Below are 16,086 nucleotides of genomic sequence, written 5' to 3' on the forward strand. Positions count from 1 at the left end.
GATCACCGCTTCTATATAGAAGTCTACCGTAGACTTGCGCGCGATGGCAGGGCCGGCAGGTCCCGATGTCATCGCCCGCCGGTGCCGGAATCTCTTTACCGGGGCGAAAAGGGTGCGGCCGAGAATCGTCAGCCGCACCCTTTCCTTCTGCCCGGATTCGATCAGGCCTTCATCAGATCGCGATGGATGATTTCCTTCATGATCTCGTTGGTACCGCCGTAGATCCGCTGGATTCGGGCGTCGATGTACGCCTTCGCGACAGGGTATTCCATCATGTAGCCGTAGCCGCCGTGGAATTGGACGCCGGCATCGATCACCCGGCCTTGCAGTTCGGTAGCCCAGAGCTTGGCCTTCGCGGCGTCGACGGCGGTGAGGGTGCCGGCGTTGTGTTCACGCACGCACCGGTCGATATACGCACGTGACACCTCGACGGCCGTCTGAAGTTCGGCGAGCGTGAAGCCCATGCCTTGGAAATCGCCGATACGCTTGCCGAAGGCGGTGCGTTCCTTGACGTAGTCGAGTGTCCAGTCGAGAACTGCCTCGGCCGAGACCTGCGCGGCGATGCCGATGCCGAGTCGTTCGAGGGGAAGGCTCTGCATCAGATACGCGAAGCCGGAGCCCACCTCACCGAGCAGATTCTCCTTCGGGATGCGTACGTCCTCGAAGATCAACTCGGCCGTGTCCTGCGCGTGCAGGCCGAGTTTGTCCAGTTTGCGGCCTCGGCTGAATCCCGGCGTTCCGTCCTCGACGACGAAGAGGCTGAAGCCGCGGGAGCCGGCAGAGGGATCTGTCTTCGCGAAGACGATCACGATGTCGGCGAGGATGCCGCTGGTGATGAAGGTCTTGGACCCGTTGATCACCCAGGTGTCGCCGTCGGCGACGGCGGTGGTCTGGATGGCGCGCAGGTCGCTGCCGGCGGCAGGCTCACTCATGGCGATCGCACCGATGGTCTCGCCGGTGACGAATCCCGGCAACCACCGTCGGCGCTGTTCTTCGTCGGCGTGACGGAGAAGGTAGTTCAGGACGATGTCGTCGTTCGTGGAGAACCCGGACTGCAGGGCCGATGCGCCGACTCGGGCGATTTCCTGCTGGATCACGAACCGGAAGCGGTAGTCGAGTTCACCGGGCCCGCCGTACGCCTCGGGGACGGGTAGTCCGAGCAGGCCCTGACGACCCGCTGCCAGCCAGGTCTCACGATCGATCAGGCGATCCGCATCCCATTTCTCGAGTTGGGGAACCACGTGCTTGTCGACGAATCCACGGACGGATTCGCGGAACAACTCGTGGTCCCGGTCGAAGAGATCGCTCTGCATGTTTTCCTCCTGATGCGGGACGCCCGTCAGGCGACCTGCACATCGTATGTTTGTCAGTTCGTCGCCAGTAGTTTCTGGGTCTCACGCCGGAACACCTGGTTGGCAACCTCGTTCTGGCCCAGCACCATCCGTCCCGCGTTGGCGCTCCTCATACCGTGCTGGGAGTCCCGCAGGAGCGGGAAGTCCTCGGCGTGAAGAACTGCGAGCAGAATCTCCCAGTTCTTGTTCCACAGGCGAGTCCACTTCTCCTCGGTCATCTCGGTATCCGCCACCGGAGGCACGATCAGGCGCATCTCCATGCGGCAGCGCTGCGGATCGGTGGGGTGCGGCCGGAAGGTGAGGAGCTGGAAGTGATCCGGCTGCCGCAGCAGGGTGCTGTTGGGAAGCAGGAAATGGGTTTCCGTGATGTCCTTGGCCAGGCTCCGGTCGCCGGGGTCTTCCTCGATCCACCGATCGATCGACTTGCGCGGGGCGATGAAGCGGCAGTGCCTGCCGAAGTCCTCGAACGCCATCACGTTGGTGTGGATGTGCTTGGCGGCAGTGTTGGGGTGGGCGTACTGGATGTGGTAGCCGTCGAGGAAGGCGTCCTGCATGATCTTCCAGTTGACCGGCTCGTCGAATCCCTCGGACTGGACGGCGATCTTGGAATCGAGGTCGTACCCGGACAGAATTGCATCCATCTCGTCCCCGAGCCAGCCGGCCACGTCGATCTCGGCGTTCGCCTCGTCGACGACCCAGATGAAACCGTGGCGCTCCTCGGTCGGCAATTCGACGAGGCCCATGCTCGTGGTGTCGGTTTCCCCGAAGGTGTTGTCACGGGTGATCGTCCGCAGGGTGCCGTCCGTGTCGTACGACCACCGGTGGTACGGGCAGGAGAACAGGCGGCAGCGGCCCTTCTCCTCCTTCTCGAGGAGGGCGCCCCGATGCCGGCACAGGTTGACGAACGTCTTGACGCCACCGTCGCGCTGGCGGACGACAATGATGTTGTTCCGCGGCATCTGCAGGGTGAAGAAGTCGCCGGAGCGGGGGATCTCTGAGCCGTGCGCGACGATCGAGGGAACCCGCCCGAAGATGAGGTCACGCTCTCGCTTGGCTATGGCCGGATCGGTGAATTCCTCTGGCTGAAACCAGGTGATGTGGTCGAACTCGTCCGTCGTGTCGTTGCGCAGGTGATCCAGGGCCCGGCGAATGCGTTGCTCGCGGGGTGCTCCGACCTCGGTCATTGCATCTCCTCCAGTCTCGTGGGCGCGCCCGGCTACCGTGTGGTCACCGGCTTGCGAACGTGTGCGCTGCGGATCAACGCCTCTAAATCTAACTGACGTAGTTTTACCTGTAAACCCCGGCGCCGAGGTTGCGGCAGGAATCGGGTCTTGCGCCGAGAATCTACTGAGATTAGATTATTGCCCACTGCGGTCGATGTGATCGGATTCACTCGGCGACGTGATGCCGGCGACGATCGGGCTGCCGGTTGCTATCGAACGGGAGGTACCTGCCGATGCACACTGACACGTCGGTCAGGACCGTACGAGCACGGATCGGGTCTGCGGTGGCGAGTGAGAAGTCCGAGACCCTGGCGGGCACCACGATCGGCGTCGTCGGCGCCGGGATGATGGGCGCGGCCATCGCCTACACCTGCGCGCGGGCAGGAGCCGACGTCGTGCTGTGGGCGCGAACTCTGGAGAATGCGCGCCGAGGCAAGTCGTACGCCGACCGGCGGGAAGCTCATGCGCGAAAAGCGGGAACCTCGAACAGGCGGATGTCGCAGGCCTTGCTCGGGCGCATCACGCCCACCGAGTGCATCAGAGATCTGTCGGCGTCCGCGCTGGTGATCGAGGCGGTCGCAGAGAACGTCGCCGTCAAACAACAGGTGCTGCAGATGGTGGAGGCAGTCACCGAGGCTCCTACGGTGATTGCGTCGACGACGTCGACCCTGCCGATCGCCATGCTCTCCGCGAAGCTACAACGTCCGCAGTACTTCCTCGGGATGCACTTCTTCTCGCCTGTCGACCGGATGTCGTTGGTGGAGACGATCGTCGGATCGCGTACCTCGCAGGCCACCGTCGCGGCATCATTGGCGTACGCGCGGATGCTCGGGAAGGTACCGATCGTGGTGGGCGATAGTCGGGGGTTCTTCACCAGTCGTGTGATGGAGCGCTATCTCGACGAGGCATTGGTCGCGGTCGGGGAGGGAATCGATCCGGGCCTTGTCGAGCGCGCAGCGAACGCCGCCGGATATCCGGTGCCGCCGCTCCACTTGCTCGACGAGATCACGTTGACGCTCAACCGCGCGGTGCAGCGCGAGAACCGTGTCGCTGTCGAGGCGGCCGGCGGGACGTGGCGGGGGAGCGAAGCAGACAGCGCCCGCGACCGGATGATCGACGAATGCGGTCGCGGGGGCAGGTCGGACGGTCAGGGCTTCTACGAGTACGACTCGGATGGTAAGCGCTTGGGATTGTGGCCCGCCTTTCGTGAGATGTTCGGGCCTGCACGGCATATTCCCCTGAACGATATGCGCGACCGGTTGTTGTTCGTCGAGGTCCTCGAGGCGCTGCGCTGTCTCGGCGAAGGCGTCGTCGGATCCGAGTCCGACGCCGACACGGGATCTGTTCTCGGCATCGGGTTCCCCGCGCACACGGGTGGGGTTCTGTCGTTCAGGCGTTCCTATTCGGGTGGCGAGAACGGGTTCACCGCTCGTGCCCGCGAGCTTGCAGGCCGTTACGGCGACCGCTTCCTCCCACCGGAGCAAAGTTCGGAACCATACGATCAACCGGAGTGCCCATGACCTACGTAGTTACCCAAGCCTGCTGCAACGACGCGACGTGTGTCGCGGTGTGTCCGGTGAACTGCATTCATCCGACTCCCGACGAAGCGCAGTACCAGCGCACCGAGATGCTCTACATCGATCCGGCTGCCTGCATCGACTGTGGGGCCTGCGCCGACGTGTGTCCGGTCGACGCGATCGTTCCCGACAGCGACCTCACCCCGGAAGCCGAGATCTACAAGGATCTCAATGCCGCGTACTTCCTGGGTAACCCGACCGTGTCCGGCCCGAGCGAAGTGCCGGCCGAACCTGTCGTCGCGGCGCCCCGGCCGGGTCCGCTGAAGGTGGCGATTGTCGGGTCCGGTCCCTCCGCCTTCTATGCAGCCGAAGAGTTGCTGACTCGGCGCGACGTCGACGTCGACGTCTCCATGTTCGAGCGGCTCCCGGTGGCCGGTGGGCTCGTCCGGTTCGGGGTGGCTCCGGATCACCAGACCACGAAGGCCGTGGAGCGGGTCTTCTCCCGCACTGCCGGCCGCAACGGTTTCCGTGCCTTCCTCGGCGTGGAGATCGGTCGGGATATCAGTGTCGACGAGCTGCTCGATCATCACCACGCGGTGATCTACGCGAGTGGTGCGTCCGACGACCGCAAGCTCGGCATTCCGGGCGAAGATTTGCCGGGGAGTTTTGCTGCGCGCGAATTCGTCGCCTGGTACAACGGACATCCGGACTCCGCTGGTCGCACCTTCGATCTGTCGGGGCGTCGTGCTGTGGTGATCGGCAACGGCAATGTGGCGTTGGACGTAGCACGGATTTTGGCGTGCGATCCCGACCGGCTCGTCCCGGGTGATATTGCCGAACATGCGCTGGACGCACTTCGGCACAGCACCATCGAAGAAATCGTGGTTCTCGGACGACGAGGGCCGGAGCACGCAGCGTTCACGACACCCGAGCTCATCGCGCTGGGAGCGTTGCAGGAAGTCGAGGTGAGCGTTCACGGCGGATTCGACGCTTCCGCCGATGCCTCGATCAAGTTGCGGACGCTGGCCGACTACGCACGCCGCTCTCCTCGACCGGGTCGGCGGAAGATCACCCTGAGGTTCCACGGGACGCCCGTCGAGATTCTCGGTGACTGTCACGTCGAAGGTCTACGGATCGCGTCCACCCGGATGGACGGAAGCGAAGAGGATCTCGAGGCCTCTTTGGTCCTGCGTTCGGTCGGCTACCGCGGCGCTCCCGTGCCGGGGTTGCCGTTCGACTCCCAACGCGGCACGGTCCCCAACGTTGCAGGCCGCGTGGTCGATCCGGTGGACGAGCGTCCGGTGCCGGGGGTATATGTCGCCGGGTGGATCAAGCGGGGTCCGACCGGGGTGATCGGCACCAATCGATACTGTGCCGCCGAGACCGTCGACGCGCTCGTAGCCGACCATCAACGTGCGCTTCTTCCGCAGCCGAGCCGACCAGGCGACGAGTTGGCGGAGGCCGTGCAGTCGCGGTGTCCGGAGTCGTTCGGTTTCGACGGCTGGAAGCGGATCGACCGGTACGAACGTGTCGAAGGGCGACGCCGGGGACGGGCCCGGCAGAAGCTGGTGGAGGTCGGTGCGATGCTCGCGGTGGCCCGTGGGGCAGAGACCAGCCAGTACTTGCCACAGTAAACAACGACCTTTAGATTTAACATGCGGATGTGACGTACGGCTCTCTCCGGGAGGCCGAAGACACAGCACGGTCTGCCGTGCTCGCCGCCGAGCACCCCCGCGATCGATGACAACTCTTGGAGGCTTACATGAGCGGCACTGTTGTAGACGCTTTGACCTACTGGTCCCGGTCGAAGCCGGATCTGACCGCGATCGACTTCGACGGCGACGCCGTCACCTACGCAGAGCTGGCCGCATGGGCCGACGGCGTCGCCCACGATCTCGCCTCGCGGGGTGTCGTGGCCGGTGATCGGGTGAGCTTCCTCGGTGCCAACAGCCTCGAGTGGGCGGTGGCCTCGCTCGGTGCCATGAAGGTCGGCGCCATCGCGGTCGGTTTCAACCAGCGCATGCTCGCCGGCGAGCTCACCACCCTCGTCGAAGACTGTGAACCCACCGTCGTCTACTGCGAGGAGGCGCTGCGACCGCGCCTCGAAGAAGTCCAGCAGACACGCAACACTTTCTCGATCGCCGTGTTCGAGAAGGATGTGCGTCCGCTGCGCGGCAGCGATCATGCGAAATACCGGACCCCCGTCGTCGATCTCGGCACTCCCACCGCCATCGTGTTCACCAGCGGCACCACCGGCAAGCCGAAGGGCGTGATCTTCACCCACGCCACCGTCGCCGGCGAAATGCACGAATGGCATTTGATGGAACCGATTCAGCCGAACAACCTGCGCCCGGTGCTGGTGCTGCCCCTGTTCACCGCTGCCGGCATCATCTGGGGTATCTCGCGCGTCGTCCTTCACGGCGGAACCCTGTTCCTGCAGCCAGGTTTCGACCCGGCGAAGGCGCTGCGCATCCTGGCCGAGGACAAGGCCAACACCCTGACGGGCCCGCCGATCCTCTTCGAGCAAATCGCGAAAGCGCCCGGATTCACCGACGCGGATCTGAGCCACATGGTCACAGCACACGTCGGTGGCGCACGCGTACCCGTCGACCTGCTGCACAAATGGCAAGCCCAAGGTGTGTCACTGCGACAGATCTACGGTCAGACCGAGATCGGCGGATCAGCGACCGCGATGCCGCGCGAAGAGGCGGCCGAGCATCCCGACAAGTGCGGCTGGGGTGGCATCTTCACCAAGATTCGCGTTGTCGATGCCGAAGGAAATGACCTTCCCCCCAACGAAACCGGGCAGATTCTGTTGCGCGGCCCGGGCATGATGCCGGGATACTGGCGCAACGAGGACGCGACCCGATCGGCTCTGATCGACGGCTGGCTCCAGACCGGTGACCTCGGCAAGCTCGACGAGAACGGCTACCTCACGTTCGTCGACCGCCTCAAGGACATGATCATCTCCGGTGGCCTGAACATTTCACCCGCCGAGATCGAAGCCGTCATCAATCAGATCCCCGGGGTCGAGGAGGTCGCGGTGATCAGCGTTCCCGACGCCAAATTCGGAGAGACCCCGGCCGCGCTGGTCCGAACCACCACCGAGATGAAGGAATCCGAAGTCGTCGGATTCTGCAACGAGCGGCTCGCCGACTACAAGGTGCCCCGGTACATCGTCTTCATGGACGAACCCCTGCCCCGGATGCCCAGCGGGAAGATCGCCAAGCGCCAGCTACGCGACGCCTTCGCGGATGTGCCCGACAACTACGACAAGGTTCGGTGATCGAGCCGTGGACTTCCCCAAGGTCGCTGTGGTCACCGGTGGTGGCCGCGGAATCGGCGCGGCCATCTCGAGCCGACTTGCCGCCGACGGATTCGCTGTCGCGGTGAATTACTCGCGGAGTGCGCGCGATGCCGAGGAAGTGGTCGCAAAGATAGTCGCGGACGGTGGACGTGCTGTGGCGATCCGAGCCGACATTTCACAGGCCGCCGAGGCCGAGCGGCTCATCGCCGACACCACCGTCCACTTGGGCGCTCCCACCGTGGTGGTCAACAACGCGGGCATGAACAAGGCCGGGGCGGCCCGGAAGCAGAGCCCGGAAGATTTCGACGAAGTGATCGCAGTCAACCTCAATGGTGCGTTCTACTGCACCCACTTCGCGCTACCCGCGATGTACGAAGCCGGTTGGGGCCGAGTCATCTTCGTCAACAGCCCGTCTGGAGGGAGGCGCCCGTCCCCCGGGATGAGCGCCTACTCCGCGGCCAAGGCCGGGCTGGTGGGAATGGCCAAGTCGATGGCACTCGAGGTTGCCCGTCGCGGGGTCACGGTCAACTGCGTGATGCCGGGCTTCGTCGCTACCGACATCGTGGCGTCGGGGGGCGAGGCGGGGGTCGAAGCCCTGACCAAGCACTGGCCCTCCATTCCGCCCGAATCGATCGCCTCCACCATCTCGTTCCTGGTGAGCGACAACGCCGCCGACGTCTCCGGTGAGGAGATCGGTGTGTGGCGAGGTGGCCCCGTCGGGGTGTGACCGTCCAATACAGCTGAGACCGCCCACCGGCAGAGCCAGTCCGGTGAGGCGGTTTCTTGCTGTCTGGCCATTCCCTCCCGGAATGCGAAACGGGCTCCGATCCGGTGGATCGGAGCCCGTGTCTCGGGTGGTGCTGTTGCTAAGCAGTGACCGGCGTTCTGTCGTCGTCCCGCTTCACCCCGGCCGACGAGCGGGAACGGGACAGGACGGTTGCCCCGAAGCCGAGCAGCGAGACCACACAGATCAGGAGGCTGAGCCACACCGTGGTGTCGTCGAATGCCAAGGCGACCGCGATGACCGGAACGAACGCCGCGCCGAGAGCGTTGCCGGCCTCTCGGCCGAGACCGAGGCCGCTGTAGGCGTGCTGCGTGTGGAACAGCTCGATGACGTAGGCGCCCATCGGACCGAAGATGGCGGCGACCCCGATGCCGTTGCCTGCCGCCATGACCACCCAGTACAGCAGCGGGGGTGTTCCGACGCCCGACAGCAGCGAGATACCGACCCAGGCGAACACGGCGCTGTACAGGAATCCGAACATGATCACCGGTGCTCGGCCGACCCGGTCCGACAGGGAACCGAACATCGGGATCAGAATGGCATTCGCGAGCTGCGCAGCGATCAGGCCGATCAGGACCTCGGTTCCGCCGAAGCCCAGCTGATTCTTGCCGAAGGTGCCCATGAACACGATGTAGAAGTAGCCGATGCCGGTCTGACCGATGGTCATCACGAGCACGGTCAGAAGTGCGCGCGGCTGCTGCCGGATCACATCGAAGATCGGCGTTTTCGAAACCGTGTCGCTTTCCTCGATCGCCCGGAATGCGGGTGTTTCGGGCAGGCTGCGGCGTAACCACAGGCCGTAGGCGAGGATGACGACGCTGCACAGGAACGGAATACGCCAGCCCCAGGCGAGGAAACTTTCCTGGGACATCAGGGATGAGACCGTCAGCAGAGACAGCGTGCCGAGCACGCCGCCGAGCGCCGCACCCATGCCGGGCAAGGAGCCCATCAATCCCTTCTTCTTCGCGGGTGAGAACTCGACGGCGACCAGAGCTGCGCCGCCGTACTCACCGCTGGCGCCGATGCCCTGCAGGATTCTGAGGAACACCAGCAGAGCCGGTGCGAGCCAGCCGATCTGGGCGTAACTCGGCAGCAGGCCGACGAGCAGCGTAGCGACACCCATCAGGACGAGGGTGAAGACGAGTATTCGTTTTCGGCCGATGCGGTCGCCGAGGCTGCCGAGGATCACCCCGCCCACCGGACGGACCAAGAATCCGACCGCGAAGGTAGCGACCGCCTGCAGCGTCCCCAATAGGGGGCTCGAGCCGGTAAAGAACACGGAGGCGAAGACCACCGACGCGGCCGAGGCGTAGAGGCTGAAGTCGTAATATTCGAGCAGGGTACCGACGAAGGCGGCGCGACTTGCGCGTCGTGAGTCCGCGCGGGAGGGTCCGGAGTCTGCATCCACGGAGATTTCCGCAGCTGTGGTCGTACGTTCGGTCATGCGAAACCTCGCGTTGTGAGTGCTGGGCGAAGTGCCCGAATCATGTAGTGACGCAGACCACATTAACCTACTCTCTTTAGAATTGTCTATCGGAGCAACGCCGACGCAGCCTTCGCCTCTTCCCGGTAGTTGGACGGCCACTTCTTGCCCAGTGTCAACCCACCGTCGACCCCGAGGGACTGTCCGGTGACGAACGTGGAGTCGTCGGAGGCGAGGTAGGCGGCGGCGTGCGCGAGGTCTTCCGGCTCACCGGCGCGGGGAATGGGCTGGAAGTTGGTCAGGCTGAGCCGCACGGCATCGACGCTGCGGTCGAGCGCGTCGTCCTCGAGGCCGGCGCCGTGGCCGACTATGCGGGTGGCGACACCTCCGGGGATCAGTGCGTTGACTCGGATCCGGTATTCGGCCAGCTCCACTGCGGCGGTCCGGGTCAGTTGCAGCACTGCGGCTTTCGCGGCGCTGTACGGGTGCGGTCCGAATCCGGTACGGACGCCTGCCACGCTCGATACATTGACGATGCTGCCCGACCCCTGATCGCGCATCACGCGCGCGGCATGCTTGGTCCCGAGGAACGCACTGCGAGCGAGCATCGCGAACCCGTTCTCCCACTCGTCGAGCGACGTGTCCTCGAGGAAGGTCCACGCGCCCACCCGGCCGGCGTTGTTGACCATGCAGTCGAGCCGGCCGAACCGATCGACGGCCAGTGCGACCGCGGCCTCGACGTCGGCCTCGTTGCGTACATCGGTGTGCAGGTAGGCGCCACGGTCGCCGAGACCGGCGGCGACGGCCTGGCCCCGCGGGTCGTCGATGTCGGCCACGACGACGCGGGCTCCGCGTTCGGCGAACGTGCGGGCGGTGGCTGCGCCGATTCCGCTCGCGGCTCCTGTCACCACGGCGACCTTGCCGTCGAGGTTCGTCATCGTGGACTCCTTCGGTTGTGTTCCGGGCTCGGTTCCTTGAGCTTTTAATCTAAAACCATTAGTCTGCGTCTGTCGAGTACCTCGTCCCTGGGAGAGCACTATGTCCGACGCGAAACTGATTCTGATCGAGCGGCCGCGGCCGGGCATTCTGCTGATCCGGCTCAATCGCCCGGACGAGCTCAATGCCATGAACGTCGACCTCATCGAGGAGTTGCACGAGGTGCTCGCCGAGGTGCGCGATGATTCGCTCACCCGCGCGATCGTGCTCACCGGTGAAGGCCGTGCCTTCTGTGCAGGTCTCGACCTTCGCGGATACGGCACACCGCCGGGCGCAACCGAGGGTGAGGGCCGGGCCCAACTCGGACTGCGGGTGCAGAAGCACATCGCCGGCCTCGTCGACGCATTCCGCAGCACCCGCGCGCCGATCATCGCGGCCGTCAACGGCGCGGCAGCCGGCGGCGGCATGTCGCTGGCCCTCATGGCGGACATTCGCATCATGTCCGAGACGGCGGTACTGCACGCCGCGTTCATCCGCCGCGGCCTGTCGAATTGCGACATCGGAATGAGCTGGCTCCTGCCCCGCATGATCGGCTTCTCCCGGGCGGCGCAGATCATGCTCACCGGCCGGTCCATCGACGCCGCCGAGGCCGAACGCATCGGTCTCGCCTCGTCCGTCGAACCCGCAGACGCGGTGCTCGAGGTGGCACTGGACACCGCCGAGGCCATCGCGCAGAACAGTCCGTTCGGGGTCTGGATGACCAAGGAAGTCATGTGGTCGAACCTGGAGGTTCCCAGCATGCGCGCCGCCATCGACCTCGAAAACCGCACCCAGATCCTCAGCTCGCTGACGCGCGATCACAGAGAGGCCGTCGTTTCGTTCCTCGAAAAGCGCCCGCCCGAGTTCCAGAACCACTGACCACATTCCGACCGATTCGACGGCACACAGAGAAGCAGTGAGTAAAAGTATGAGAGTGGGAATCGCCGCAGGGTATTGGGGATCGGGCCCGCCCCGCAATGTCGAAAGAATGCTCGCCGAGGCCGAGGCCCTCGGCGTCGACAGTTTCTGGACCGCCGAGACCTACGGCTCCGACGCACTGACACCGCTCGCGTGGTGGGGAGCGCAGACCTCGACGATCAAGCTCGGTACTTCGGTGTGCCAGATGTCGGCGCGCACTCCGACGGCGCTGGCAATGGCCGCGCTGACTCTCGATCATCTCAGCGGTGGCCGCGTGATCATCGGCATCGGTGCATCCGGACCGCAGGTCGTCGAGGGCTGGTACGGGCAGCCCTACCCGCGGCCCCTCGAACGCACCCGCGAGTACATCGAGATCATGCGGCAGGTGTGGGCGCGCGAGAAGCCGGTGACCTACTCCGGGCGGCATTACCAGCTTCCCGTCGAGGGCGGTTCCGGCTTGGGTAAGCCACTGAAGTCGATCGTTCATCCCCTGCGGGGCGATATCCCGGTCTACATGGGCGCCGAGGGCCCGAAGAACGTGGCGTTGGCCGCCGAAATCGCTGATGGCTGGACGCCGCTGTGGTTCTCGCCCAAGAGCGACGAGTTCTACCGCAAGGCACTGGCCGAAGGCTTCGCACGGGACGGAGCACGCCGCACCGCCGAGGACTTCGAGATCGCGAACGTGTGCTGGCTCGTCGAGAACGACGACGTGGAAAAGGCCGCCTCCCGGCTCAAGCCGACGGTCGCGTTGTATGCCGGCGGCATGGGCGCCAAGGGCGCCAATTTCCACAACGACGTGTTCGCGCGCATGGGTTGGGGCGAGGTCTGCGCCGAAATCCAGGAGCTGTACCTGGGCGGTCGGCCCGACCTTGCGGCCCAGGCCGTTCCCACCGCGATGGTCGAAGATGTCGCGTTGATCGGTCCCGCGGACAAGATCATCGAAGAGATCGAAAACAAGTGGAAGAACACGTGTCTGACCACTCTCATTCTCGGTGGGTGGCCCAAGCCGGAGAACCGTGAGCGCATCCTCGCGGCGGTGCAGTCGTGACCCTGCAGTCGAGAACGACCCTGGACCCGAGAACCCCGGTCCTGGTCGGTACCGGCCAGACCAGCGAACGCCAGGGCGGCGTGGAGCCCGTCGATCTGATGGTGCGCGCGGCGCGGGCAGCAGCTGCCGACGCGGGATCGACGCGCCTGCTCGAACTCGTCGATTCGGTCCGGGTGGTCGGGCTGCTGTCCTGGCGTTACCGGGATCCGGGCGCGCTCGTGGGTGCGCGGATCGGCGCGACCGTGCGACACACCGGTTACTCCGGTAACGGCGGAAGCACGCCGCAGGTGCTCGTCAACGAGGCTGCCGAGGACATCGCCGCCGGGCGATCCGATGTCGTGCTCATCGGCGGCGCCGAATCGTGGCGGACCCGCACCAAGTTGCGGGCACAGAAGCTGCGCCCCGACTGGACGGTGCAGGACGAGTCGGTACCCGCCGCTGACATCCTGGTCACGGACGTGCCGATGGCGGCAGAGAGTGAACGCCGCATCGGTCTGGATCGGCCCTCGTATGTCTATCCGCTGTTCGAACAGGCGCTGCGGGTATCGGCGGGACGTTCACTCGAGGAGCATCGGGAGGTCGTCGGCGGGTTGTGGTCGCGGTTCAGCAAGGTCGCGGCGACGAATCCGAACGCGTGGGTGCAGCGTGAATACACCGCTGCGGAGATCTCGACGCCGTCGCCCGACAACCGGATGATCTCCACGCCCTATACCAAGCTGCTCAATTCGAACAACATGGTTGATCAGAGCGCGGTGCTGCTGATGTGCTCGGTCGAGACCGCGACCCGACTTGGTATCCCGCAGGAGAAGTGGGTGTTTCCGCAGTCCGGCACCGAATCACACGATACGTACGCGATCGCCGAACGCGAGGCGCTCGACGGCTCCCCGGCAATACGCATCGCCGGGGCGCGGGCCCTCGATCTCGCCGGTATCGGACTGGACGAGGTTGCATACGTCGACGTGTACTCGTGTTTCCCGTCGGCGGTGCAGGTCGCGGCGAAGGAGCTGGGGCTCGCGCTCGATGATCCCGGCCGGCCGCTGACGGTGACCGGTGGCCTGACGTTCGGCGGTGGGCCGTGGAACAACTATGTCAGCCACTCGATTGCGACGATGGCGACGCGGTTGCGCGAATCTCCGGGATCGTACGGTTTGGTGACCGCCAACAGTGGTTACCTCACCAAGCACGCCATGGGCGTGTACCGGACCGAACCTCCCGTCGGCGGGTTCAAGCGTCTGGACGTGCAGGCCGAGGTCGATGCGCAGCGCACGACGAGAGCGCTGTTGTCCTACACGGGCAGGGCGTCGGCGGAATCGTGGACTGTGGTGTACGGCCGCGACGGCTCCCCGGAGCGCGGTTTCCTCGCGGCCCGCACCGCGACGGGGGAGCGGACCCTTGCGGTCAGCACGGACGCCGAGGATCTCGTCACCCTCGCCGAGGTCGATATTGCCGGTCAGCAGGTTTCGATCTCCGAAGAGGGGCACTTCCGCTTCGCATAATCTTGACGCCCTTTTACCTAATGCCATAAGGTTAATGCACTGACGGACACGGCATGCACGTGTCACGAAATCGAGGAGTTTCCAGATGTCTGTCGAAGACTTTCGCGCACTGTACGAACAGCATGTCGGCCACGTTGTCGCCGGAAACGTGAAGGCCGCTCTCGCCGACATGGTGCGAGAGAACATTCCGCAGGTCTTCGACGGAGTCGACACCCCCCGGGAGGCCGCGCAAGGCTTCGAGATCAAGGATGTGCGCGCCGAGGGCGACCGAATGGTCGGCGAAACCGTCTATGACATGGGTGACCGGTCGATCGGGCTGCGCTCGATCTGGGAACGGCACGACGGACGCTGGCTCGCCGCGGCACTCGAGAACTTCCCCACCGGAACGGAGGCACACGCATGACCGCAACAGAGCCCGTCGCGGAACCGTGGGGCCCCACACCCGACGGACTCGATCGACCGTACTGGGACGGCCTGCGCGTCGATGAGCTGCGCCTTCAGCGCTGCAACGAATGCAGCACCTGGATCTGGGGTCCGCAGGCCATCTGCGGTCACTGCCACAGCTTCGACCTCGGATGGGAAACCGTCGAACCGTCCGGCACCGTCTACAGCTGGAACCGCAGCTGGTACCCCTACATGGACGAATACGCCGACCGGCTGCCGTACGTGACGGTGCTGGTGGAACTGCCACACGCCGACGGCCGACGGGTGCTGGGCATACTCGCCGACGACATCGAAACGAATCCCGAGATCGGCGACCGGGTCGTCGGAGTCTTCGAACACTCCGAGGGCGCCCCCTGGCCGTTGCTGCGCTGGCGTCGCGCCGCGACCGCAGAAGGAGAAAAAGGATGAGCGCCAACATCATGCGCGGCGCGGCTGCAGTCGTCGGCGTCGCCGAACAGCATTACAAGCGCGGCGAAGCCCCGCACAGCGAGAAGCGCATGACCCTCGAGGTCATTCTTCGAGCGTGTGCCGACGCGGGTATCAGCCCTCGCGAGATCGACGGTTTCGTCTCCTACGCGGGTGGCGTCAACGACGGTGCCATCATCGGCGGCGCATTGCTGATCGACGAACTGCGTTGGTCGAACATGATGTGGGGCGGTGGCGGCGGCAGCGTCGCAGCTGCCATCACGAATGCGGCCACCGCGATCGCCACCGGCCAGGCAGACTGTGTCGTCGTGTATCGCGCGATGTCGCAGGCGGATACGGGCCGGCTCGGATACGCGAAGTACCACTACGGCAGTCACTTTCTCGCCCACGGCATCGGCTCGCCCGCACAGATTTGCGCGATGCGCACCCAACGGATGCTCGAGCACGGCGGAGTGCCGCGCACGGCGATGCGTTCTCTCGTCCTCGCGTCGTATCAGCACGCGCAGAAGAACCCCACCGCGCAGGGCTACGGACGACCCCTCGACGAGGAGGCCTACGAAAACTCACGGTTGATCGCCGAGCCCTTCCACCTGTTCGACTGCTCCCGGGAAAGCGATGGCGCGGTCGCGCTGGTGCTCGTCTCGGCCGAGCGAGCCAAGACCCTGCGACCGGACCCGGCGTATCTCCTCGCGGGCGCGCAAGGTGCACCGGGCGGATACTCGGAATTGATCGACAACGATCTCGGCGAGCAGTACATGAGCGCCGGATTCGGCCCGGCCAACAACGGCAAGCCCGGCGTCGCCGAAAAGCTGTGGTCCGCAGCCGGTCTCGGGCCGGACGACGTGGACGTGGTCCAGGTGTACGAAAACTTCAGTGGCCCCGCCGTGGCGGCGCTGATCGATCACGGTCTGTGCCCGCCGGGCGAGGCTGCCGGCACATTCATGACCATCGAGAACCTCACCGCGCCGAACGGCAAGCTGCCCGTCAACACCAGCGGCGGCAACCTCGCCGATTCGTTCATCAACGGCCTGAACCTGGCGGTCGAGGCGGTCAGGCAGATTCGCGGCACCTCGACCAACCCGGTGGACGGCGCGAAGACGTCGCTGTTCATCGGCGGCCCGATGGCACCGCTGGTGAGTTCGGTGCTGTTCGGCCACGAAGAGACCCTGTGAC

The 16,086-nt window shown here is 65.1% G+C and carries 14 protein-coding genes; 10 read left to right on the forward strand and 4 right to left on the reverse strand.

What is annotated here, in order from left to right; genetic code table 11:
• Positions 1-161 precede the first annotated feature (161 nt).
• Positions 162-1,313 (reverse strand): acyl-CoA dehydrogenase family protein, encoded by a 1,152-nt coding sequence (locus GFS60_RS19645; protein WP_159923804.1) that lies wholly within the window; start codon positions 1,311-1,313, stop codon positions 162-164.
• Between the two features lie 53 nt (positions 1,314-1,366).
• Positions 1,367-2,536 (reverse strand): aromatic ring-hydroxylating oxygenase subunit alpha, encoded by a 1,170-nt coding sequence (locus GFS60_RS19650; protein WP_159923806.1) that lies wholly within the window; start codon positions 2,534-2,536, stop codon positions 1,367-1,369.
• A 272-nt stretch (positions 2,537-2,808) separates the two neighbouring features.
• Between GFS60_RS19650 and GFS60_RS19655 the strand changes: the two genes are divergently transcribed.
• The 4 genes from GFS60_RS19655 (at position 2,809) to GFS60_RS19670 (ending at position 8,126) form a co-directional block, all read left to right on the forward strand.
• A complete protein-coding gene (locus GFS60_RS19655) occupies positions 2,809-4,095 on the forward strand; it encodes a 3-hydroxyacyl-CoA dehydrogenase family protein (RefSeq protein ID WP_159923808.1) in 1,287 nt (428 codons plus the stop codon).
• Positions 4,092-5,726: an FAD-dependent oxidoreductase gene (locus GFS60_RS19660; protein WP_159923810.1), complete on the forward strand. Its 1,635-nt coding sequence runs from the start codon at positions 4,092-4,094 to the stop codon at positions 5,724-5,726. Before GFS60_RS19655 ends, GFS60_RS19660 begins: the two co-directional genes overlap by 4 nt.
• 128 nt (positions 5,727-5,854) lie before the next feature.
• A complete protein-coding gene (locus GFS60_RS19665) occupies positions 5,855-7,378 on the forward strand; it encodes a class I adenylate-forming enzyme family protein (RefSeq protein WP_159923812.1) in 1,524 nt (507 codons plus the stop codon).
• Positions 7,379-7,385: 7 nt separating this feature from the next.
• Positions 7,386-8,126 carry an SDR family oxidoreductase gene (locus tag GFS60_RS19670; RefSeq protein ID WP_159923814.1) on the forward strand — a complete coding sequence of 247 codons (741 nt, stop codon included), beginning with the start codon at positions 7,386-7,388 and terminating at the stop codon, positions 8,124-8,126.
• Positions 8,127-8,265: 139 nt separating this feature from the next.
• On the opposite strand, the gene GFS60_RS19675 is transcribed toward GFS60_RS19670, so the two are convergent.
• Both GFS60_RS19675 and GFS60_RS19680 read right to left on the reverse strand, forming a co-directional pair.
• Entirely contained in the window at positions 8,266-9,627 is a 1,362-nt protein-coding gene (locus tag GFS60_RS19675; protein ID WP_159923816.1) for an MFS transporter, read from the reverse strand.
• Positions 9,628-9,713: 86 nt separating this feature from the next.
• On the reverse strand, positions 9,714-10,544 hold the full coding sequence (locus GFS60_RS19680) for an SDR family oxidoreductase (RefSeq protein ID WP_159923818.1): 831 nt from the start codon (positions 10,542-10,544) through the stop codon (positions 9,714-9,716).
• A gap of 100 nt (positions 10,545-10,644) precedes the next feature.
• Here GFS60_RS19680 and GFS60_RS19685 point away from each other — a divergent pair, with 100 nt between their 5' ends.
• The 6 genes from GFS60_RS19685 (at position 10,645) to GFS60_RS19710 (ending at position 16,085) form a co-directional block, all read left to right on the forward strand.
• On the forward strand, positions 10,645-11,460 hold the full coding sequence (locus GFS60_RS19685; protein ID WP_159923820.1) for an enoyl-CoA hydratase/isomerase family protein: 816 nt from the start codon (positions 10,645-10,647) through the stop codon (positions 11,458-11,460).
• A 49-nt stretch (positions 11,461-11,509) separates the two neighbouring features.
• Positions 11,510-12,547 carry an LLM class F420-dependent oxidoreductase gene (locus GFS60_RS19690; RefSeq protein WP_159923822.1) on the forward strand — a complete coding sequence of 346 codons (1,038 nt, stop codon included), beginning with the start codon at positions 11,510-11,512 and terminating at the stop codon, positions 12,545-12,547.
• On the forward strand, positions 12,544-14,043 hold the full coding sequence (locus GFS60_RS19695; protein WP_159923824.1) for an acetyl-CoA acetyltransferase: 1,500 nt from the start codon (positions 12,544-12,546) through the stop codon (positions 14,041-14,043). Before GFS60_RS19690 ends, GFS60_RS19695 begins: the two co-directional genes overlap by 4 nt.
• An 85-nt stretch (positions 14,044-14,128) precedes the next feature.
• A complete protein-coding gene (locus GFS60_RS19700) occupies positions 14,129-14,446 on the forward strand; it encodes a hypothetical protein (protein WP_159923826.1) in 318 nt (105 codons plus the stop codon).
• Positions 14,443-14,895: a Zn-ribbon domain-containing OB-fold protein gene (locus tag GFS60_RS19705; RefSeq protein WP_159923828.1), complete on the forward strand. Its 453-nt coding sequence runs from the start codon at positions 14,443-14,445 to the stop codon at positions 14,893-14,895. Before GFS60_RS19700 ends, GFS60_RS19705 begins: the two co-directional genes overlap by 4 nt.
• Positions 14,892-16,085, forward strand: a complete 1,194-nt coding sequence (locus tag GFS60_RS19710) for a thiolase C-terminal domain-containing protein (protein ID WP_159923831.1) — start codon at positions 14,892-14,894, stop codon at positions 16,083-16,085. The genes GFS60_RS19705 and GFS60_RS19710 overlap by 4 nt, the downstream gene beginning before the upstream one ends.
• Position 16,086: the final 1 nt, after the last annotated feature.

This window comes from Rhodococcus sp. WAY2, assembly GCF_009859915.1.
Classification (GTDB): domain Bacteria; phylum Actinomycetota; class Actinomycetes; order Mycobacteriales; family Mycobacteriaceae; genus Rhodococcus_F; species Rhodococcus_F oxybenzonivorans.